This is a genomic window from Pseudomonas sp. URMO17WK12:I6 (genome assembly GCF_003253625.1).
Lineage (GTDB): Bacteria > Pseudomonadota > Gammaproteobacteria > Pseudomonadales > Pseudomonadaceae > Aquipseudomonas.
The window spans coordinates 221,889-242,648 of the sequence record NZ_QKYZ01000005.1 but is presented as its reverse complement, the minus strand read 5'-3'; the positions used below and the strand labels follow the sequence as shown (position 1 = coordinate 242,648).

The following is a 20,760-nucleotide window of genomic DNA, read 5'->3' as shown; positions in this document are numbered from 1 at the left end:
ATGAACAACGTCGTCGTCTATTCCAGCGATTACTGCCCTTATTGCTCGCGAGCCAAGTACCTGCTCGAGAACAAAGGCGTGGCCTTCGAAGAGATCAAGGTCGATGGCAAGCCGCAGGTGCGTGCCGCGATGGCTCAGAAGGCCGGGCGAACGTCCGTGCCGCAGATCTGGATCGGCAACACCCACGTTGGCGGCTGTGATGATTTGTTTGCCCTGGAGCGCGCCGGCAAGCTCGACGCCATGCTCAAGGCCTGACTGCGTTACTTAGAAATAGCTAACCCTATAAGACCCGAGATCAGAAAGGATCTGAGATGACTGACCAACAGAACACTGCAGCTAGCGAAGAAGAAAACGCACCGCAATTCTCCTTGCAGCGCATCTACGTACGTGACTTGTCCTTCGAAGCCCCGAAAAGCCCGGCAATCTTCCGCCAGCAGTGGGAGCCGAGCGTCGGTCTGGATCTGAACACCCGTCAGAAGGCGCTGGAAGGCGACTTCCACGAAGTCGTGCTGACCCTGTCGGTCACCGTGAAAAACGGTGAAGAAGTGGCGTTCATCGCTGAAGTGCAACAAGCCGGGATCTTCCTGATCAAGAACCTGGACGCGGCTTCGATGAGCCACACCCTGGGCGCGTTCTGCCCGAACATCCTGTTCCCGTACGCTCGCGAAACCCTGGACAGCCTGGTGACCCGCGGTTCGTTCCCGGCCCTGATGCTGGCCCCGGTGAACTTCGACGCGCTGTACGCACAAGAGCTGCAACGCATGCAAGCGGCTGGCGAGACTCCGACCGTCCAGTAAAAAGAAGCTTTGTTTGCTCCATGAAAAAAGCGCCTTCAAAGGCGCTTTTTTCATGGAGCAAACGAAACCTGTAGTCGGATCGTGAGGTTACTTGAACCCGAGCTGACGCCAGGCCTCGTACACCGCGATGGCCACGGTGTTGGACAGGTTAAGGCTGCGGCAGCCTTCGCGCATGGGCAGGCGCAGGCGTTGTTCGCCGGGCAGAGCGTCGAGCACTTCGGCTGGCAAGCCGCGGCTTTCCGGGCCGAACAGGAAGGCATCGCCCTCGGCGAAGCTGGCATCATGGAACGGTCGCGAACCCTTGGTGGTAAAGGCGAACAGCCGAGGGTGGCCGAGGCTTTCCAGACAGCTGGCGAGGTCTGCGTGGCGTTGCAGGGTGGCATACTCATGGTAATCGAGGCCCGCCCGGCGCAGGCGCTTGTCGTCCATCTCGAAGCCCAGCGGTTCGATCAAATGCAGGTGGCAGCCACTGTTGGCGCACAGCCTGATAACGTTGCCGGTATTCGGCGGAATTTCTGGTTGGAAAAGGATGACGTGAAACATGCACGGCTCCGAAGGTAAAGATGAGCAGCATTCTACGCCGCAAGCCGATCCCCGTTCGAAACTATTCCTGCGGGTGATGGGTTCACTGGCGATTGTCGGGGTGATGGTGGGTCTGATGATCGGTCGTCTGACTGCGCCCGACCCCAGCGTTTTGCAGCAGGTCGAGGTGACCAATGATGGACTAGTGGTTTGGTTCAACAACGAGCCCAAAACCCACGGCGAGTTGGTCGACGGCAGTGTCGCGCTGTTGTTCGAGGCTGAAGGCCGTGCACAGAAAGGTCAGCTTAAGCTCAACGGCAAGGACGTGAACTGGCGAACGCGATTGAGTGATGGGGGATTGTTGCTGACGGTGGTGGCGGCCCGGCCCCTGCAGGGCGACTGGGCCGGTAGCAAGGTCGATGACCGCTGGCGGCTGGAGATCCATCTCCGAGAGCAATAAAAGAGGGAATCCCCGGCCTGCCTGTACCAAGGTTCCCAAAACGGGAGGGCTCGCGCATTGCATCGTGAGCCCGGTGTAAAGAGGGAATCCCCGGCCTGCCTGTACCAAGGTTCCCGAAACGGGAGGGCTCGCGCTTTGTGTCGTGAGCCCGGTGTAAAGAGGGAATCCCCGGCCTGCCTGTACCAAGGACCCCAAAACGGGTGGGCTCGTCGCTGTTGCGGTATGAGCCCGGTATAAAGAGGGGAATCCCCGGCCTGCCTGTACCAAGGTCCCCGAAACTGGGTAGTGAATCGAACCACTGATTGGACTATTGCAGGGGACGTGCCAGTTTTTAATATGCTGGAATGAAAAATCGCTGAGTAGCGCTGGAAGCCCCGTATTCCGGGGCTTTTGTGTTTTTGCGGTATGGTTTTTCCTGCAGATGAACGCGGGATTTGGGACGGGTTGCTGTGCGCAATTGCGGTTCACGGTGCATTGCCGCGGTGCACGGTGGCCCCAAAAGCATCGCGGGCAAGCCTCGCTCAGGACGGGTGAAAATCCCGTGGGAGCGACGCATGCCCGCGAATGGATCTACAGAACGGCGATGATTAAAGGGCTACTTAACCCTCATCCCCCTCATCATCATCCCCACCGTCTACCTTCATCCCCAATTCCTTGATCTTGCGCGTCAAGGTATTACGCCCCCAGCCCAGCAGCACGGCGGCGTCGCGGCGGCGGCCGGCGGTGTGTTTGAGGGCGGTTTCGATCATGATCCGCTCGAAGGCCGGTACGGCGCTGTCGAGCAGGCTCGATTGGCCACGTGCCAAAGCCTGGTCGGCCCACTGGCGCAGCGCCTGCTCCCAATTGGTTACCGGTGCTGAATCCTGCGGCAGGCTCAGCAGCTCCGGCGGCAGGTCGCTGATGTGCACTTCGCGACCTGAAGCCATTACGGTGATCCAGCGGCAGGTGTTCTCCAGCTGACGCACGTTGCCTGGCCATGGCAGGTTTTTCAGGTATTCCTCGGTTTCGCTTTTCAGCAGTTTCGGTTCCACCGCCAGTTCTTGCGCGGCGCGGCTGAGGAAGTGCTTGGCCAGGGTCGGGATGTCTTCGCGACGGTCCGACAGCCGTGGAATGTGGATGCGGATTACGTTGAGGCGGTGGAACAAGTCCTCACGGAATTTTCCGGCATGCACCAGGGTTTCCAGATTCTGGTGAGTCGCGGCGATGATGCGTACATCGACCTTCACCGGCACATGACCGCCGACGCGGTAAAACTCGCCGTCCGCCAGTACCCGCAGCAAACGAGTCTGGGTGTCAGCCGGCATGTCGCCGATTTCATCGAGGAACAGCGTGCCGCCGTCGGCCTGTTCGAAGCGCCCGCGACGCAGGTTGGCTGCGCCGGTGAACGCGCCTTTTTCGTGGCCGAACAGTTCGGACTCCATCAGATCCTTGGGGATCGCCGCCATGTTCAGCGCAATGAACGGCGAGGCCGCCCGTGGGCTGTGACGGTGCAGGGCGTGGGCCACCAGCTCTTTACCGGTGCCGGATTCGCCGTTGATCAGCACGGTGATGTTGGAGTGACTCAAGCGCCCGATGGCGCGAAACACTTCCTGCATCGCCGGCGCCTCGCCGATGATTTCCGGGGTGCGGGTCAGCGTCGGGACGACTTCCAGGCCTTGCTGTTCCTGTGCGTGTTGATTGGCGCGCTTGACCAGCGACACGGCTTCGTCGACATCGAACGGCTTGGGCAAGTATTCGAACGCGCCGCCCTGATAGGACGCGACAGCGCTGTCCAGGTCGGAGTGGGCAGTCATGATGATGACTGGCAGCCGTGGGTGTTGTTCACGAATCCGCGCCAGAAGGTCCAGGCCGCTGGCACCCGGCATGCGAATGTCGGAGATGATCACGTCCGGCTGCTGGCGCGCCAGGCGGCTCATCACGCCATCGGCGCTGTCGAAGCTTTGCGTGGTCATGCCTTCCTGTTGCAAGGCTTTTTCCAGGACCCAACGGATAGAACGGTCGTCATCGACGATCCACACGGTTTCACTACGGCTCATGTCGATGTGGCTCCTTGTTCCAGTGGCAGAAAGATCGAGAACGTGGTGTGGCCTGGATGGCTGTCACATTCGATCAAGCCCTGGTGCTGGCTGATGATGTTCTGGGTAATGGCCAGGCCCAGCCCGGTACCGTCCGGGCGGCCGCTGACCATGGGGAAGAAGATGGTTTCCTGCAGCTCGGCGGGGATCCCCGGGCCGTTGTCGATGATCTCGATCTTGGTCACCAGGCGATGGCGCACGTGGCCGATGGTGAACTGGCGCATGGCGCGGGTACGCAAGCTGATGCGGCCAAGGCGCAGCTCGTTCTGGCTGCTGATGGCCTGCATCGCGTTGCGCACGATGTTCAGGACTGCCTGAATCATCTGTTCGCGATCAATCAAGACATCTGGAATGCTTGGGTCGTAGTCGCGCACCAAAGTGATGCAGCCCTGACTTTCGGCCTCCACCAACTGACACACACGCTCCAGCACTTCGTGGACGTTGCACATGGCCAGCGACGGTAGCTTGTTGGAGCCGAGCATGCGATCCACCAGATTGCGCAGGCGATCGGCCTCTTCAATGATGACGTTGGTGTAATCGCGCAGGCTTTCTTCCGGCAACTCACGGGCGAGCAACTGAGCCGCGCCACGAATGCCGCCGAGAGGGTTCTTGATCTCGTGGGCGAGGCCACGCACCAGCATTTTGCTGGTTTCCTGCTTCGACAGTTGCGCCTCTTCCTTGGTGATCCGCAGGAGGCGGTCGCGAGGATGAACCTCCAGCAGCAGCATCGTGTCGCCATTGCTCAGGATTGGCGTCACGGCGTAGTCGACGGTCAAGGTCTGGCCGGTGAGGGCGGTGAGCATCGCTTCGCGCTTGGTGAACGGGTGTGCCTGCTCGACTGCCTGGCGCAGGGAGTTCAGCGCTTCGGTGGACTCGGTGAACAACTCACTGATGAACTGCCCATGGCTACGCTGGCCGCTGATGGCCAGGAGCATTTCCGCCGCCGGGTTCATGTACTCGAGGCGCAGTTCGGCGTCGAGCAGGATGGTGGCGGTGGTCAGGTTGTCGAGTAGCAAGCGGTGTAGTGCGTCGCTAATGGTCATCAGGACCTCTTTTGGAGCAGGGCATGCGCATGAATAACGCGCCGGTATGAGGAAAATGCAAAAACCAAACCAAGGCTCCGAAAAGAAGCGTTTAGAGCCTGAAACGGGCGTTTTACGCTCGTTTGCATGGCGTTCTGCCAGTTTTTTCGAGTACTTTCGAACCAAAATGGGCTGAGATGTGGGTATGGTGCAGATGTTTGCACCAATATAGTGCGCAAACCTGAACGAGGTTAGAAGAAGGGCAAGAAGGCGCTTTTTTCTTCTTCAGGCTTGTCTTTAAGGGGGCATTCCGGCCGTTGGCCGTAGTCGGTGAGGGTGCAGGGTTTGACCTGGCGTTTCTGCGCCAGGGAAATGCGCAGCATATGGAACGGTTGATTGGCCGTGCGTTCGACGGTGCGGCCCTGTTCGTCGAGGATTTCCACCGACAGGTTGTGACTGCCGCGGTCGATATTGCTCAGGGCGAACACCGGGCTGGGGCCGGGCTCGGCGGTGGGCTGGCCGTCCAGCAGCAAACGGTAACGATGACCCTGTTGCAGCGCGGGTTCGCTGGTAACGCTGACGATCAATTCACCGGCACTGCTACGGATCGTGGCATCCGGTTCCGGCACCAGCACTCGAAGCATGTCGTAATGAAACAATGGTTTGGCCGGGTTTGTTTTCGCAGCGGTCATGGGCGCTGCGCCACTCGGGTTGGCTGACATTCGATTGCTTGTCGCCAACGGCACACGTTTGGCGTTGCGGGCGCCCGGCTGATCGGTGAAGACCCGATTACCCTGAGCGTCGATATATGTGAAGACCTCGGCCATCGCCGGCAGGCTGACCAGGCACGCGATCAACAGCCAGGCCCTCAAGGTTTATGCACCCGTTGCACAGTGAGCGTCACGGTGGGGCTCTGTTGCACGACGTTTTGCCCGTCGATCACCTGAACCGCAAGGTTATGTTCGCCACGGTCGATGTTCACCAGTTGCAGGGTCGGCACGTTGCTCGGCTGGCCGTAGGGTTGACCGTCCAGTAATAGCCTCAATCGATGAGTGCCTTGCAGGCGTGGATTGATCAATACGCTGACGGTGAACGTGCCGTTGTTGGCGCGCAAGGCTTCTTCGGTGGGCAGGCCGCTCAGCTCCAGCACCTGATAGGCGCTGTGCGGTTGGTCACGGCTACTGGCTTGCGGCGGTGCTACGGGTTCGCTGGGCGACTGACGCTCGACGCTGTTGAGCGGTGGCAATTCGACCGGCCGGGCTTTGACGCCGTCGGGCGGCTGATTGCTGTAGGCGGTGTTGCCATTGGCGTCGGTGTACTTATAGATCTGCGCAGCGGCGGGCAGGGCGATCAGTACGAGCAGGCATAACAACAATGAGCGCATTGCAGGCTTCCATTGGCCGTTGGGCAAGTGTCCGGCCCTGTTCCGTTCGTGGCGACTAAGCGCTGAGCATAGAGCACATCAGCGCATGTCGGCAGGCCGGCTCAGAGGCTGGCGCTGCACAACTCAGCGCTGGCGCGTACCTTGGCGAGCTCGCGCAGAGATACTTGGGTGCCGGTTTTATTGGCCTTGGCCAGCCAGGACGGGCACTGCGGGTCGTTGCGATAAGGGCTGAAATCGGCCAGTTGTTGCAGCAGGCGTTTTTGTAACTGATCAAGTTGCGGGCGGATCTGCCCGACGAGGTCGGGGCGAGGAACGTCGGGTGCCTTGCCTTGCGCATGCCAGTCAGACAAATGCGCGTATTGCACCAGTTTGTTGGCCTCGATCTGCGCCGAGAAGAACTGTTCGACGGCTTCGTTGCTCAATTTATAAGCAGGTGCCAGGGCAACGGCGCCGGCAATCACCTCACGCTCGCGCTGACGGTCCTCGACGGGTTTACCGCTGTCCCATTTGCTCAACGCGACTTGATCGGCAATCGCCAGGCGCTCCTCGATGGTGCCAAGCAGTGGGGCGAGGGCGGCAGGTGCCGGGCTGGCGAAAGCGCTGTTGGCCAGCAGGGCAGTGAGCAAGGCAAGGGATGAGCGTAGGTGCATGGAGGATCTCGACTTTATCGGGTGAAGGCCATGATGCACGCAACCGGGCATTCGATGACAGACGTTCGCCCACAAAAAAGGCCTCCCGAAGGAGGCCTCTCTTTTGTCACGCTGCGTAGTGCAGCGCTACCGGATCAGCAGCTGTAGTACAGCTCATATTCCAGTGGGTGTACGAAGGTACGAACCTTGATTTCTTCTTCGCTTTTCAGAGCGATGTAAGCGTCGATGAAGTCGTCGCTGAAAACGCCGCCTTTGGTCAGGAACGCACGACCTTTGTCCAGCTCTTCCAGGGCTTCTTTCAGGCTGCCGCAAACTTGTGGGATCTCTTTCGCCTCTTCAGGCGGCAGGTCGTACAGGTTTTTGTCAGCTGCATCGCCAGGGTGGATCTTGTTCTGGATGCCGTCCAGGCCAGCCATCAACAGTGCAGCGAAGCCCAGGTACGGGTTAGCTGCTGGATCCGGGAAACGGGCTTCGATACGGCGAGCGCGAGGGCTGGACACGTAAGGAATGCGGATCGAAGCGGAACGGTTGCGGGCCGAGTAGGCCAGCATCACTGGAGCTTCGAAGCCTGGGACCAGACGCTTGTAGGAGTTGGTCGACGGGTTGGTGAAGCCGTTCAGAGCCTTACCGTGCTTGATGATGCCGCCGATGAAGTACAGGGCGGTATCGGACAGGCCGGCATAGCCTTCGCCAGCGAAGGTGTTCTTGCCATCTTTGGCGATGGACAGGTGAACGTGCATACCCGAACCGTTGTCGCCGTACAGCGGCTTAGGCATGAAGGTCGCGGTGCGGCCGTATGCGTCAGCTACGTTGTGTACGCAGTATTTCAGGGTCTGAACTTCGTCAGCCTTGGCAACCAGGGTGTTGAACTTCACGCCGATTTCGTTCTGACCGGCAGTCGCCACTTCGTGGTGGTGAACTTCGATGGTCAGGCCCATTTCTTCCATGGCGTTGCACATGGAGGTACGGATTTCGTGGTCGTGGTCGAACGGCGGAACCGGGAAGTAGCCGCCTTTGACGCCTGGACGGTGGCCTTTGTTGCCGCCTTCCACGTCCTGGTCGGACATCCACGAACCTTGTTCGGAGTAGATTTTGAACATCGAGCCGGAGATGTCGGACTTGAACTTCACTTCGTCGAAGATGAAGAACTCAGGCTCTGGACCCACAAATACGGTGTCGCCGATACCGGTCGACTTCAGGTATTCCTCGGCACGCTTGGCGATCGCCCGTGGGTCACGGTCGTAGCCTTGCATGGTCGAAGGCTCGATCACGTCGCAAACCAGGATCAGGGTCGGCTCTTCGGTGAACGGGTCGAGAACGGCAGTGGTGTCGTCCGGCATCAGGATCATGTCGGAAGCTTCGATGCCTTTCCAGCCAGCGATGGAGGAACCGTCGAACATTTTGCCTTCTTCGAAGAAAGCTTCATCCAGCGCATCGCGAGCCGGCATGGTCACGTGGTGCTGAGTGCCTTTGGTGTCCGTGAAGCGCAGATCAATCCACTTGACGTCATGATCTTTGATGAGTTGAACCGACTTCGACATAGTGTCCTCCGGGTGGCTTAGGGCTAGTAATGGATGCCCTTAAATGTGGGTGATGCCGGCGCGAATACTCTGCCATGGCAACCTGCCTCACAAGGGAGCAAATTGCATGCCAGTGCCTCATCATGGGTTTTTTGCCCCAATATCACGCTTCCAAGGGGGCGGCGCACCATAAAGCGCAAAATATCGCCCTGTAATGTAGCGTCGATTTCCATAAATGACCCGTTTTGGTGCATGCAAAACCTTCTGCACATTAACTGGTTAAACCTTGAGCAATTTCCGCTATAATCCGCGCCCCCCTTTTTCGGCTGGCCCTGCGCGCGCTGTTTTCATGAAACTAATCGTAAAAGTCTTCCCCGAGATCACCATCAAGAGCCGCCCGGTACGGATGCGTTTCATCCGCCAGTTGGCCAAAAACATCCGTACCGTGCTCCGCGACCTGGACCCGGCCGTGGTGGTGAACGGTGTGTGGGACAATCTCGAGCTGGAAACCCGCGTCAGCGACCCCAAGGTCCTGAAAGAGATGGGCGAGCGCCTGACTTGCACGCCGGGCATCGCGCACTTTTTGCAGATCGACGAGTACCCGCTGGGCGACTTCGACGACATCGTCGAGAAGTGCAAGCAGCACTACGGCGATGCGCTGGCCGGGAAGATTTTCTCGGTGCGCTGCAAGCGCGCCGGCAAGCACCCATTCAGTTCGATAGACATCGAGAAATATGTCGGCAGCCAGTTGCGCCGTCAGTGTGGTGCCGCCGGGATCGACCTGAAAAAGCCCGAAATCGAAGTCCGTATCGAAGTTCGCGACCAACGGTTGTTCGTGATCCACAGCCAGCACAACGGCATCGGCGGTTATCCGCTCGGGGCCCTGGAACAGACGCTTGTACTGATGTCCGGCGGCTTCGATTCCACCGTTGCGGCCTACCAGATCATGCGCCGCGGGCTGATGAGCCATTTCTGCTTCTTCAATCTGGGCGGACGAGCCCATGAGCTGGGCGTGATGGAAGTCGCGCACTTCATCTGGAAGAAGTACGGCAGCTCCCAACGCGTGTTATTTGTCAGTGTGCCGTTCGAGGAAGTTCTGGGAGAAATTCTCGGGAAAGTCGATAACAGTCATATGGGTGTAGTTTTGAAGCGTATGATGTTGCGCGCTGCTTCCCGAATTGCCGATCGCCTGCACATCGAAGCGCTGGTCACGGGTGAGGCGATCTCCCAGGTGTCGAGCCAGACGTTGCCGAACCTGTCCGTGATCGACTGCGTGACCGACAAGCTGGTCTTGCGTCCACTGATCGCCAGTCACAAGCAGGACATCATCGACACGGCCAACGAGATCGGCACCGCCGATTTCGCCCGGCACATGCCGGAGTACTGCGGGGTCATCTCGGTCAATCCGAAGACGGCGGCCAAGCGCTACCGCGTGGAGCACGAAGAGAAAGAATTCGACATGGCAGTCCTTGAGCGCGCGCTCGAGAACGCCAAACTGGTGCCGATCGATCGGGTGATCGACGAATTGGGCCAGGACTTGCAGATTGAAGAAGTCAGCGAAGCGCTGGCGGGCCAGATCATCATCGATATCCGTCACCCGGATGCCGCCGAAGACGACCCGCTGGAGCTTCCTGGTATCGAGGTACAGACGATGCCGTTTTATGCACTGAACGCTCGTTTCAAGGAACTGGACCCTACTCGCCAGTACCTGCTGTATTGCGACAAAGGCGTGATGAGTCGCCTGCATGCCCACCATTTGCTCAGTGAGGGGCATGCCAATGTGCGCGTTTATCGACCGAGCTAAGTGCCCGGGGCTGTTTGCCTGTGGCCTGCGTCACCGGCCCCCCGATGCCACCGTCAAGTTGTAACGGCTTGTACGGACGCTACTGTTAATCGCTGCCAAGACTTGTCAGCACACCGAATCCTCTGATCGAGATACACAAGTGATCGAAAATCTACGCAACATCGCCATCATTGCCCACGTTGACCATGGTAAAACCACCCTGGTAGACAAACTCTTGCGTCAATCCGGCACCCTGGAGCGCAACGAGCTCAACGACGAGCGCGTGATGGACTCCAACGACCAGGAGAAAGAGCGCGGTATTACCATTCTGGCGAAAAACACCGCCATCAACTGGAACGGCTACCACATCAACATCGTGGACACCCCGGGCCACGCCGACTTCGGCGGCGAAGTTGAACGTGTAATGTCGATGGTCGACTCCGTTCTGCTGCTGGTTGACGCTCAAGACGGCCCTATGCCGCAAACCCGTTTCGTGACCAAGAAGGCGTTCGAAGCCGGCCTGCGTCCAATCGTGTGCATCAACAAGGTTGACCGTCCAGGCGCGCGTCCGGACTGGGTTCTGGACCAGATCTTCGACCTGTTCGACAACCTGGGTGCTACCGAAGAACAGCTGGACTTCAAAGTCGTCTACGCCTCGGCCCTGAACGGCATCGCCGGTCTGGACCACACCGACATGGCTGAAGACATGACCCCGTTGTACCAGTCGATCGTCGACAACGTACCGGCTCCTAAAGTTGACCGTGAAGGCCCGTTCCAGATGCAAATCTCGGCACTGGACTACAACAGCTTCCTGGGTGTTATCGGTGTTGGCCGTATCGCTCGTGGTAGCGTCAAGCCGAACACTCCAGTCGTGGCCATTGGCGCCGACGGCAAGAAGCGTAACGGTCGTATCCTGAAGCTGATGGGTCACCACGGCCTGCACCGTATCGACGTTGAAGAAGCGTTTGCCGGTGACATCGTGTGCGTGAGCGGTATGGACTCGCTGTTCATCTCCGACACCCTGTGCCAGCCGGACAACGTCGAGGCGATGAAGCCTCTGACCGTTGACGAGCCAACCGTTTCCATGACCTTCCAGGTAAACGACTCGCCTTTCTGCGGTAAAGAAGGCAAGTTCGTGACTTCCCGTAACATCAAGGAACGTCTGGATAAAGAGCTGCTGTACAACGTTGCACTGCGCGTTGAAGAAGGCGACTCGGCTGACAAGTTCAAGGTTTCCGGCCGTGGTGAGTTGCACCTCTCGGTACTGATCGAAACCATGCGTCGCGAAGGCTTCGAAATGGGCGTTGGTCGTCCGGAAGTGATCATCCGTCAAGTTGACGGCGTGAAGCAGGAACCGTTCGAAAACGTAACCATCGACACCCCTGAAGAATCCCAGGGCAAGGTCATGGAAGAGATGGGCCTGCGTAAAGGCGACCTGACCAACATGGTGCCGGATGGCAAAGGCCGTGTTCGTCTGGAGTACAACATCCCTGCTCGCGGTCTGATCGGTTTCCGTAACCAGTTCCTGACCCTGACCAACGGTGCTGGCATCCTGACCTCGATCTTCGATCGCTACGACACCATGAAGTCCGGCGACATGTCCGGTCGTCAGAACGGTGTTCTGGTATCGGTAGAAACCGGCAAGGCGCTGACCTACTCCCTGGAAACCCTGCAGGCGCGTGGCAAGCTGTTCGTTGAACACGGTCAAGAGATCTACAACGGTCAGATCGTTGGTCTGAACAGCCGTGACAACGACATGGGCGTCAACCCAACCAAAGGCAAGAAGCTCGACAACATGCGTGCTTCGGGTAAAGACGAAACCATCGCCCTGGTTCCACCTGTTCGCTTCACTCTGGAACAGGCCCTGGAATTCATCCAGGATGACGAGCTGTGCGAAGTGACACCTAAGTCGATCCGCCTGCGTAAGAAGATCCTGGACGAAGGCGAGCGTACCCGCGCTGCCAAGAAAGCCAAGAACTGAGTTAACTCAGGCTGAATGAAAACGCCCCCGGTCGAAAGGCCGGGGGCGTTTTTGTTTGTCTGGCTGTAGCAGCTGCCGAGCCTGCGAGGCTGCGTTCGACTGCGCAGCAGTCGTGAAATCAAACGCTGCGGTGCATCATATAAATCGTGTTTTCAGGCCTGCGACTGCTGCGCTGCCGAACGCAGCCTCGCTGGGGCTCGACAGCTGCTACGGGGATCGAGGCGGCTTTAAAACTTTTCGAGGGTGCGGCTGGAGCTGCTGGTCTCGCGCACCACTTCTTTAGGCTTGTACGCGCAATACCCTGGCCGCGGTCCGATCTTCGGGTGGTTGCGGCAGGTGTCCGGGCGCTTATCATAAATAGTGCACAAACGGCTTTTACGATCCAGGTACAGGCAATCGTTGTTGCTCATGCGCTGGAGGGTGAAGATCTCGGACTTCTGGTTGTAGCGCTCGACAATCCCTTCCTTCTGCAAGCGCTTGGCGATGTTCTTGGGTGGATCGCCCAGTTCGAATTCGTCGACGATGCCGATACGGATCAGATCCTTGATCTTGACCTCGACCGGCAGCGTGCAGCAGCTGGACATGCACGAGCCGCACATTGGGGCAGAGTACTTGGCCCAGGTATCGAGGCGATCGATTTCCGCGGCGGCGATCAGGTTGGGCTTCATCATCGGTTGTTACCAGCGTGTGCATCAGGGCGCGCGATCATACCGGGACTGGTGGATTTTTGAACAACCTTTCGCCAGATTTTTTTTGCTTGTCGCAAAATAGTCCTGTGTCCGGCACGGCCCCTGCATTGTTTCTGGCCCACGACAACGTAATGTCGATCTATCTCGTACTAACAGGAAAAACTGCCGAACCAGAGTCTCTACGGTCTGTCAGACCGACTAGGCTCAGACAACTTCACGCTCGCTCGAGGTCTTATCGATGACTCAAGAACCACTTGTTCGCGAAGCAGAGGTGGCCGCATTCCGCGACGCCGTCTTGACCAAGCTCACTTACGCGGTGGGTAAAGACCCGGATCACGCCTTCGACCATGACTGGTTCGAAGCCATTGCCCTGGCGGCGCGTGATCACATGGTCGAGCACTGGATGGACCACACCCGGCAGATCTACCGCAAAGGCCAGAAACGCGTTTATTACCTTTCCCTTGAATTTCTTATCGGTCGCTTGCTCTACGACAGCCTGAGCAACCTCGGCTTGCTCGATGTAGCCCGCGAGGCTATGACCGAACTGGGGGTCGACATCGAACGCATCCGTCTGCTGGAGCCCGATGCGGCACTGGGCAACGGTGGCCTCGGGCGTCTGGCGGCATGCTTTATGGAAAGCATGTCGACCCTCGGCATCGCCGGCCATGGTTATGGCATTCGTTACGAACACGGTTTGTTCCGCCAGGCCATCGTCGACGGCTGGCAGCAGGAGCAGACCGAACACTGGCTGGACTTCGGCAACCCGTGGGAGTTCGAACGACCAGAGGTGGCCTACCCGATCGGTTTCGGCGGCAGTGTCGAAACCGTGACCGATGAAGCCGGCAAGTCCAGGCAAGTCTGGTCCCCGTCGGAAACCGTGCGGGCCATCGCCTACGACACCCCGGTGGTCGGTTGGCGTGGTGCAAGCGTCAACACCCTGCGGCTGTGGCGCGCCCGGGCCATGGAAGAATTGCATCTGGAGCGCTTCAACGCGGGCGACCACTTGGGCGCGGTCGCGGAAGTGGCCTGGGCAGAAAGTATCTCCCGCGTGCTTTACCCGGCGGACAGCAACGAGGCCGGCCAGGAGTTGCGCCTGCGCCAGGAATATTTCTTCGTCTCCGCGTCCTTGCAGGACTTGTTGCGTCGCCATCGAAACATGCACACCTCGGTGCTGACCCTGGGCGATCACGCGGCCATCCAACTCAACGACACTCACCCCTCGATCGCCGTGGCCGAACTGATGCGTCAGTTGGTCGACGTCTATGACGTGGCGTGGGATGCGGCGTGGCAGATCACGGTCGACACGCTGTCGTACACCAACCACACGCTGTTGCCGGAAGCGCTGGAAACCTGGCCGGTCAGTCTGATGGAACGGATGCTGCCCCGGCACATGCAGATCATTTACTTGATCAACGCCCAGCACATCGACTCGTTGCGAGCCAAAGGTGTTCACGATTTCGACGTGCTGCGTGCGATTTCGCTGATCGAGGAAGACAACGGTCGCCGCGTGCGCATGGGTAACCTGGCATTCCTGGGTTCCCACAGCGTCAATGGCGTGTCCGGCCTGCACACGCAGCTGATGCGCAGCACGGTGTTCTCCGAGCTGCACAAGCTTTACCCGGACCGGATCAACAACAAGACCAATGGCATTACCTTCCGCCGCTGGCTCTATCAGGCCAACCCCGAACTCACCTCCATGCTGGTCGACGCCCTCGGCCCGAATCTGCTGGACAACCCCGAGGAGCGCTTGCTCGCGCTGGAGCCGTTTGCCGAGAAGACTGCATTTCGCAAGCAGTTCGCCGAACAGCGGCTGCACAGCAAGAAAGCCCTGGCGTACCTGATTCATGAGCGGCTGGGGATCGCGGTCAATCCGGCGGCGATGTTCGATGTGCAGGTCAAGCGGATCCACGAATACAAGCGTCAGTTGCTTAACCTGATGCACACCGTTGCGCTGTATCAGGCGATTCGTGCCGAGCCGGAAACCGACTGGGTGCCGCGGGTGAAAATCTTCGCCGGCAAGGCGGCGGCCAGTTATCACCAGGCCAAGCTGATCATCAAGCTGACCAACGACATTGCGCGGGTGGTCAACAACGACCCGACGGTGCGCGGCTTGCTCAAAGTGGTGTTCCTGCCCAACTACAACGTCAGCCTGGCCGAGAGCATCATTCCGGCGGCGGACTTGTCGGAGCAGATTTCCACTGCCGGCTTCGAAGCCTCGGGCACCAGTAACATGAAATTCGGCCTCAACGGCGCGCTGACCATCGGTACCCTGGACGGGGCCAACGTGGAAATGTGCGAGCGCATCGGTGCCGAGCACATGTTTATTTTTGGTCTCAGCGCCCAGCAAGTGGAAGCGCGCAAGCGTAACCATGAATTCAACGCCGCGCCGGACATCGCCGCCTCCCATCGGCTCAACGACGTGCTGCAAGCGATTCGCAGCGGGGTGTTCTCACCAGACGATCCGTCCCGTTATACCGCGCTGATCGATTCGCTGGTGGACTACGACCGCTTCCTGGTCTGCGCCGATTTCGACTCTTACTGGAACGCGCAGATGCGGGTCGAATCTCACTGGCACGACTCGAAAGAGTGGTGGCGCTCGGCGGTATTGAACACCGCGCGGATGGGCTGGTTCTCGTCCGACCGGACCATTCGCGAGTACGCAACGGATATCTGGAAGGCTTTGGAGTAATTTTTAGCAACAAATGTGCGCAAGGCCCAACGTCCGTTGGGCCTGATCGATATACTAAGCGCCAACTTGACCCCAGTGTGGGGGCGGCGCACCGCCGCTCCCACACTGGACTCCGGGTGTCTGCTCACTAGACTGAGCCAGAGGCTGTATCGCACGGATCAGCCCCGCCACGGGGCCGCTTAGGGATATCGACCATGCAATGGATGTTAATGCTGATTGGGCTGCTGCTGGGCTGGATTCTTGACGAGTCGTTCAGCGAGGCGCTGTTGGGCGCTTTGCTCGGGCTGGGTCTCGGCCAGGCCATGCGTATCGGCCGCTTGAGCACTCAAACGGCCGAGCAGCGACGTTTACTCGATCAGGCTCAGGTTGCGCTGAATGCGGTCGAGCAGCGACTGGCGTTGCTGGAAGTGTCGGGTGCCAAGGCACCTGAACCAGGCGAACCGGTTGTCAGCGAACCCGCTGAGTCGCCTGAAATCATTCTTGAGCAAGCCCCTGTCGCACCCACGGAGCTGGTCTGGGAGCTACCCCCCGAATTCGAACCCATCACCGTAGCCGCTGCCGAAACCAGTCGTCCGTTGCCCGCCGATGTCTGGCAGCCCGAGCCGGTCGCCCGCGAACCGCAGCAACCGGCCGAGCCGCGCGGCCCGAACTTCATCGAGCGCGCCATCAGCGGCGCACGCAATTGGCTGTTCGGCGGCAATACCGTATTGCGGGTCGGCGTGGTGCTGTTGTTCCTCGGCCTGGCTTTCCTGTTGCGTTATGCCACCGAAGGCATGGTGGTGCCGATCGAGTTGCGCTACGCCGGTGTCGCGGCGGCGGCCTTGGGCCTGCTCGCCCTGGGCTGGTGGCTGAGACTGCGCAACAGCAACTACGCGCTGATGCTGCAAGGCACCGGGATCGCGGTGTTGTACCTGACGGTATTTGCCGCGATGCGTCTGCATCCGTTGCTTGATCCAAAGGCAGCATTGGGCCTGTTGGTGGTGGTGACGGTGTTCTCGGCGATTCTCGCCATTACCCAAAATGCGTTGGGCCTGGCCGCCGCTGCCGCGTTGGGCGGTTTCGCCGCGCCGATCCTGACCTCCACCGGCGCCGGCAATCACGTCGCGCTGTTCAGCTATTTCGCCCTGCTCAACGCTGGCATCCTCGCCATCGCGTGGTTCAAGGCCTGGCGGCTGCTCAACCTGATCGGGTTTGTCGGCACCTTCGGCATCGGCTTTGCCTGGGGCCTGCGCTCCTATAGACCGGAGCTGCTGTGGAGTACCGAGCCGTTCCTGATTCTGTTCTTCCTGATGTACCTGGCCATCGGTTTGTTGTTCACCCGGCGCAAGTTGCTGGAAATGCGCGACGCGCCCGAGGACGACAGCCGTGAAGCGCTGCTGCGCTGGTCGGCGCACAAGGGTGATTACGTCGACGGCATGATGCTGTTCGCGCCACCGTTGGTGGGCTTCGGTCTGCAGTTCGCGCTGGTGGAGCACTTTGAATTTGCCGCGGCCTTCAGCGCCTTGGCCCTGGGCATGATTTACATGGGGCTGGCCCGGTTGCTGATGGGGGGGCGAGCACTGTTGTTGGCCGAAACCTGTCTGGCGCTGGGGGTGATCTTCGCCAGTCTGGCGATTCCTCTGGGACTTGATGCGCGTTGGACTGCCGCAGCCTGGGCGGTGGAAGGGGCGGGGATTTTCTGGCTCGGCCTGCGTCAACGACGGCCGCTGGCGCGGGCCTTTGCCTTGCTGCTGCAATTGGGCTCGGCGTTGGCCTTTATCAGCGAATTGCGCAGCGGCGAGAGCAGCCTGCTCGATGGTGCGCCGCTGGGGGCGTTGATGCTCGGCGTGGCGCTGCTGTTCAGCTTCTACCAATTACGCAAAGCGTTGCCTGAACAGGCGTTGCCGTGGGAGCGCCAGGGCTTGCCGGTGCTGGCCTGCCTGGGCCTGACGTTCCTCTATCTGCTGGCGCCGCTGTTTTTCTTCACTCACGGCACGGCGATCAGTTGGGCGCTGGCCGGGTTGGCGACGCTGTTCGTCGGCCTGCGCCTGCAATCGCGGGCGTTCCTGTTCAGTGCGTTCGCCGTGCAACTGCTTGGCGGTGCGTTGTTCCTGGTGCGGCTGCGAGGGGCGAGCGGAGACTCGGCTGCGGTATTCAGCGCCGGCTGGAGCGGTTTGCTCAGCGCATCCTTGATCGGGCTGGCACTGATCGCCGGCATGTTGTTGGCGGCCCGGGACGAAATGGTGCGCAGTGACGTGCGTTTGTTGCGTGGCTTGTCGGTGGTGCTATTGGCCGGTCTGGTGCTGATCAACCTGGCTGTGCTGTTCGTGTTGCCGTGGCAAACCGCGAGTGCGGTGTGGGCGGCCAGTGGTTTGTTCATCATCTGGCTGAGTCTGTACCTGAAGCAGCGTGTGAGTTTTGTCTTTGGTCTGCTGTTGCAGGTGATCGGCGGCGTAGCGTTCCTGTTCGCCGGGCCAGACCTGCTCGGGCCGCTGCTCAGCGAAGGGTTGCGACCGTTGGCGCATAGCGGGTTCTGGACACCGCTGGTGCTGGGACTGGCGGCATTTGTCGGGGCCTGGCGTTTGCAGCTAGGCAACCATGCTTCGGCTTTCGATGTGTTGAGCCTGCAGCGCTTGTCCGAAGTGTTGCTGGTGTGGGGCACGGGTTGGTGGGCACTGGCGTGGATCAGCGAAGTGCTGCGTTTTGCGCCTGTGAACCTGCAAGCGACGTTGTTGCTGGCGGTCGCGGCGGTGAGTGTGGCGCTGTGGGCGGTGCTGGCGCTGCGCCTGAAGTGGTCGTCGCTGGGTTTGCTCTGCACCTTGCTGATTCCCGCCGCCGGTCTGGTGTTGCTCGCGGCCTGGCATTCGCGTTATCACCCGGCCGCCAACTTCGGCTGGCTGGTTTGGGCCGCGGTGTTCGTCGTGCATTTCATCTCGTTGCAGCGTCTGGCGTCGATGCTGCCCGAAAAGGCCCAGAGCACCGCCCATGTACTCGGTTGCTGGCTGTTGATCGGCGTGTTGGCCCTGGAGCTGCGTTATGGCTTGCTGCTGTTGTCGGAGCAGTACAACGCCTGGCGCTGGTTGGGCTGGGCGATTCTGCCGAGCCTGTATCTGGTGCTGATGGCCGCACCGCGCGCGTGGCCATGGCCAGTGTCGGCTTATCCCCGCGAGTACCGGGTCTATGCCGCCGCGCCGTTGGCGTTGTTGATGCTCGGCTGGTTCTGGCTGGCGAACATGGCCAGCGACGGCACCGCCGAGCCGTTGCCCTATGTGCCACTGATCAACCCGCTGGAGCTGGGCCTGTTGTTCGCCCTGTTCGGCGTTTATGTCTGGTCCCGCAACGCAGTCACGCAACTGGCGATCCGCAAGGATTACACCGATAACGCCACGCAGGTGATTGCCGGTGTTTCACTGTTCGCCTTCTTTACCGCGCTGGTGATGCGCGCGGCCCACCACTGGGGTGGCGTGCCGTTCGCGCTGGATCTGCTGCTTGAATCGATGCTCGTGCAGGCCGGCCTGTCCATCGTTTGGACGCTGATGGCCCTGAGTCTGATGATCGGTGGGCATCTGCGTCACCGCCGTGAAGTCTGGCTGATCGGCGCAGGGCTGATCGCGCTGGTGGTTGCCAAGCTGTTCTTCGTTGAATTGAGTAACCGCGGCGGGCTGGCGCGGATCGTGTCGTTTATCGGCGTTGGCGTGTTGCTGTTGGTGGTGGGCTATTTCGCCCCGCTGCCACCCAAGCGTGCCGAAGCCGTGCCGGGTGCTGAAAAACCGGCCCCTGAAACCGAAGGAGTGTCATCTTGAGTCAGAAGCTGAACCTGGGCTGGTGGGCTGCTGTTGTGCTGGGGGTGACACTGTCGGCTGGCGCGCAGGAAAAACCTGCGGATTTCGCCACGCAGGTGCCATTGTCTGTGAGCGGCGAGGGCCCGTGGTATCGCCTGGAATTGCCCTTGGGCGTGCAACTGAACGCGCGGCAAACCGATCTCAGCGATGTGCGTGTGTTCAACGCCGCCGGTGAGCCTCAGGCGTACGCTCTGGCCCGAGAGCCTGCTCAGACCCACGAAAACCGCACGCTGACCGACGTAAAGTGGTTCCCGTTGTACAACTCGGCGGATGCCAGCGAGCGCACGCCGAGCGTACGGGTGCAATCGAACACCAACGGCACGTTGATCGAAGTGCAGCCGTCCAGCCAGTTGGAGGCGGGCGAAGAAGAGCTGCGCGGCTGGTTACTCGATGCCAGCGGCATCAAGGCGCCGTTGCAGCAATTAATCCTCGACTGGACCAGTGAACGCGACGGCTTCCAGCGTTTCAGCATCGAGGCCAGCAACGATTTGCAGCATTGGCAGTCGTGGGGTGAAGGGCAGGTGGCGCGTCTGACGTTTGCCGACGAACGGGTCGAGCAACATGAAGTCGGCCTGCCGGGGCAATCGGCGCGCTATCTGCGTTTGCTTTGGAATTCGCCTCAGTCGGCGCCAGTGCTGACCTCGGCGCAGCTGGAAAGCACCAACCCTCGCACCTTGCCGCTGCCGTTGGTCTGGTCGCAACCCTTGGCCGGCAGCAGCGTGAAGGCCGGTGAGTACATCTGGCAATTGCCGATGGGGTTGAACGTCCAGCGCTTGCAGGTCGAGCTGAATCAGCCCAACAGCCTGGCACCGGTAACGTTGTCGGGGCGCCGGGAGACCAGCCTGCCGTGGCAACCGCTGACCAACGGTTTGCTCTATCGCCTGACCCAGAATGGCCAGGATGTGGTGCAGAACGAATTGCAGTTGTCGGGCCAGACCGTGCAGCAATTGAAACTGACGGTGGATGAACGCGGCGGTGGCCTGGGTGCCGAAGCACCCACCGTGCGGTATGCCGTGCGCTCCACGCAATTGGTGTTCCTGGCGCGCGGTGCCGGGCCTTATACGCTGGCGCTGGGAAGTGCGACGGTGAAGGCTGCAAGCTTGCCATTGTCGACGCTGATTCCCGATTACAGCGCGGCGAAGCTGGCGACGCTGGGCAAGGCGACGGTGGACGGCGGGGCCGTGGTGACCCCGGCGGCGACAGCACCAACTGTGCTGGGCACGAACTGGAAAAAGATCGGGTTGTGGGCGGTGTTGCTGCTCAGTGTGCTGTTTCTGGGAGGGATGGCGTTCAGTTTGCTGCGCAAACCTGCTGCTAAATCCTGAGGATGGCTGGCGCTGCGCGCCAGATCGCGGGCAAGCCGCTCC

Annotated in this window: 16 protein-coding genes; 8 read left to right on the top strand and 8 right to left on the bottom strand. The window is 60.1% G+C overall.

The window, feature by feature from the left end:
* Together grxC and secB are read left to right on the top strand one after the other, a co-directional pair.
* Positions 1-255: a glutaredoxin 3 gene (gene grxC, locus F475_RS11565; protein ID WP_018929204.1), complete on the top strand. Its 255-nt coding sequence runs from the start codon at positions 1-3 to the stop codon at positions 253-255.
* A 56-nt stretch (positions 256-311) separates the two neighbouring features.
* Positions 312-797: a protein-export chaperone SecB gene (secB, locus tag F475_RS11560; RefSeq protein ID WP_007939439.1), complete on the top strand. Its 486-nt coding sequence runs from the start codon at positions 312-314 to the stop codon at positions 795-797.
* An 87-nt stretch (positions 798-884) separates the two neighbouring features.
* On the opposite strand, the gene trmL is transcribed toward secB, so the two are convergent.
* Positions 885-1,340, bottom strand: coding sequence for a tRNA (uridine(34)/cytosine(34)/5-carboxymethylaminomethyluridine(34)-2'-O)-methyltransferase TrmL (gene trmL, locus F475_RS11555; protein ID WP_007939438.1), 456 nt, complete (start codon positions 1,338-1,340; stop codon positions 885-887).
* Between trmL and F475_RS11550 the strand changes: the two genes are divergently transcribed.
* Positions 1,339-1,779, top strand: a complete 441-nt coding sequence (locus F475_RS11550) for a hypothetical protein (RefSeq protein WP_018929203.1) — start codon at positions 1,339-1,341, stop codon at positions 1,777-1,779. The genes trmL and F475_RS11550 overlap by 2 nt on opposite strands.
* Positions 1,780-2,378: 599 nt before the next feature.
* Here the strand turns inward: F475_RS11550 and ntrC are convergent.
* The 6 genes from ntrC to glnA all read right to left on the bottom strand — a co-directional run bounded on the left by ntrC (position 2,379) and on the right by glnA (position 8,451).
* A complete protein-coding gene (gene ntrC, locus F475_RS11545; RefSeq protein ID WP_018929202.1) occupies positions 2,379-3,815 on the bottom strand; it encodes a nitrogen regulation protein NR(I) in 1,437 nt (478 codons plus the stop codon).
* Positions 3,812-4,897 carry a nitrogen regulation protein NR(II) gene (gene glnL, locus F475_RS11540; protein ID WP_018929201.1) on the bottom strand — a complete coding sequence of 362 codons (1,086 nt, stop codon included), beginning with the start codon at positions 4,895-4,897 and terminating at the stop codon, positions 3,812-3,814. Before glnL ends, ntrC begins: the two co-directional genes overlap by 4 nt.
* Before the next feature lie 230 nt (positions 4,898-5,127).
* Positions 5,128-5,748, bottom strand: coding sequence for a DUF4124 domain-containing protein (locus F475_RS11535; protein WP_111453936.1), 621 nt, complete (start codon positions 5,746-5,748; stop codon positions 5,128-5,130).
* Complete coding sequence (locus tag F475_RS11530) at positions 5,745-6,260, bottom strand: DUF4124 domain-containing protein (RefSeq protein WP_018929199.1); 516 nt, start codon at positions 6,258-6,260, stop codon at positions 5,745-5,747. Before F475_RS11530 ends, F475_RS11535 begins: the two co-directional genes overlap by 4 nt.
* 101 nt (positions 6,261-6,361) lie before the next feature.
* Entirely contained in the window at positions 6,362-6,910 is a 549-nt protein-coding gene (locus F475_RS11525) for a chorismate mutase (protein WP_111453935.1), read from the bottom strand.
* A 134-nt stretch (positions 6,911-7,044) separates the two neighbouring features.
* Positions 7,045-8,451 carry a glutamate--ammonia ligase gene (gene glnA / locus F475_RS11520; protein WP_018929197.1) on the bottom strand — a complete coding sequence of 469 codons (1,407 nt, stop codon included), beginning with the start codon at positions 8,449-8,451 and terminating at the stop codon, positions 7,045-7,047.
* Positions 8,452-8,779: 328 nt separating this feature from the next.
* Here glnA and thiI point away from each other — a divergent pair, with 328 nt between their 5' ends.
* Together thiI and typA are read left to right on the top strand one after the other, a co-directional pair.
* Positions 8,780-10,234 carry a tRNA uracil 4-sulfurtransferase ThiI gene (gene thiI / locus F475_RS11510; protein WP_026286654.1) on the top strand — a complete coding sequence of 485 codons (1,455 nt, stop codon included), beginning with the start codon at positions 8,780-8,782 and terminating at the stop codon, positions 10,232-10,234.
* A 139-nt stretch (positions 10,235-10,373) separates the two neighbouring features.
* Positions 10,374-12,194: a translational GTPase TypA gene (gene typA, locus F475_RS11505; RefSeq protein ID WP_008028025.1), complete on the top strand. Its 1,821-nt coding sequence runs from the start codon at positions 10,374-10,376 to the stop codon at positions 12,192-12,194.
* A 227-nt stretch (positions 12,195-12,421) separates the two neighbouring features.
* Here the strand turns inward: typA and F475_RS11500 are convergent, their stop codons facing one another.
* Positions 12,422-12,862: a YkgJ family cysteine cluster protein gene (locus F475_RS11500; protein ID WP_026286653.1), complete on the bottom strand. Its 441-nt coding sequence runs from the start codon at positions 12,860-12,862 to the stop codon at positions 12,422-12,424.
* A gap of 259 nt (positions 12,863-13,121) precedes the next feature.
* On the opposite strand from F475_RS11500, the gene F475_RS11495 reads away from it, so the two are divergent.
* The 3 genes from F475_RS11495 (at position 13,122) to F475_RS11485 (ending at position 20,718) form a co-directional block, all read left to right on the top strand.
* Entirely contained in the window at positions 13,122-15,572 is a 2,451-nt protein-coding gene (locus F475_RS11495) for a glycogen/starch/alpha-glucan phosphorylase (protein WP_111453933.1), read from the top strand.
* A 194-nt stretch (positions 15,573-15,766) separates the two neighbouring features.
* Positions 15,767-19,354: a DUF2339 domain-containing protein gene (locus F475_RS11490; protein WP_026286652.1), complete on the top strand. Its 3,588-nt coding sequence runs from the start codon at positions 15,767-15,769 to the stop codon at positions 19,352-19,354.
* Entirely contained in the window at positions 19,351-20,718 is a 1,368-nt protein-coding gene (locus F475_RS11485; RefSeq protein ID WP_018929192.1) for a DUF3999 domain-containing protein, read from the top strand. Before F475_RS11490 ends, F475_RS11485 begins: the two co-directional genes overlap by 4 nt.
* The last annotated feature ends 42 nt before the right edge of the window (positions 20,719-20,760 follow it).

Bases quoted from the DNA above. Each gene is read 5' to 3' on its own strand.
- F475_RS11495 (WP_111453933.1), top strand. From the start codon at position 13,122: ATGACTCAAGAACCACTTGTTCGCGAAGCAGAGGTGGCCGCATTCCGC.
- ntrC (WP_018929202.1), bottom strand. From the start codon at position 3,815: ATGAGCCGTAGTGAAACCGTGTGGATCGTCGATGACGACCGTTCTATC.
- F475_RS11530 (WP_018929199.1), bottom strand. From the start codon at position 6,260: ATGCGCTCATTGTTGTTATGCCTGCTCGTACTGATCGCCCTGCCCGCC.
- glnL (WP_018929201.1), bottom strand. From the start codon at position 4,897: ATGACCATTAGCGACGCACTACACCGCTTGCTACTCGACAACCTGACC.
- glnA (WP_018929197.1), bottom strand. From the start codon at position 8,451: ATGTCGAAGTCGGTTCAACTCATCAAAGATCATGACGTCAAGTGGATT.
- grxC (WP_018929204.1), top strand. From the start codon at position 1: ATGAACAACGTCGTCGTCTATTCCAGCGATTACTGCCCTTATTGCTCG.
- F475_RS11490 (WP_026286652.1), top strand. From the start codon at position 15,767: ATGCAATGGATGTTAATGCTGATTGGGCTGCTGCTGGGCTGGATTCTT.
- thiI (WP_026286654.1), top strand. From the start codon at position 8,780: ATGAAACTAATCGTAAAAGTCTTCCCCGAGATCACCATCAAGAGCCGC.
- F475_RS11500 (WP_026286653.1), bottom strand. From the start codon at position 12,862: ATGAAGCCCAACCTGATCGCCGCCGCGGAAATCGATCGCCTCGATACC.
- F475_RS11525 (WP_111453935.1), bottom strand. From the start codon at position 6,910: ATGCACCTACGCTCATCCCTTGCCTTGCTCACTGCCCTGCTGGCCAAC.
- trmL (WP_007939438.1), bottom strand. From the start codon at position 1,340: ATGTTTCACGTCATCCTTTTCCAACCAGAAATTCCGCCGAATACCGGC.
- F475_RS11550 (WP_018929203.1), top strand. From the start codon at position 1,339: ATGCACGGCTCCGAAGGTAAAGATGAGCAGCATTCTACGCCGCAAGCC.
- secB (WP_007939439.1), top strand. From the start codon at position 312: ATGACTGACCAACAGAACACTGCAGCTAGCGAAGAAGAAAACGCACCG.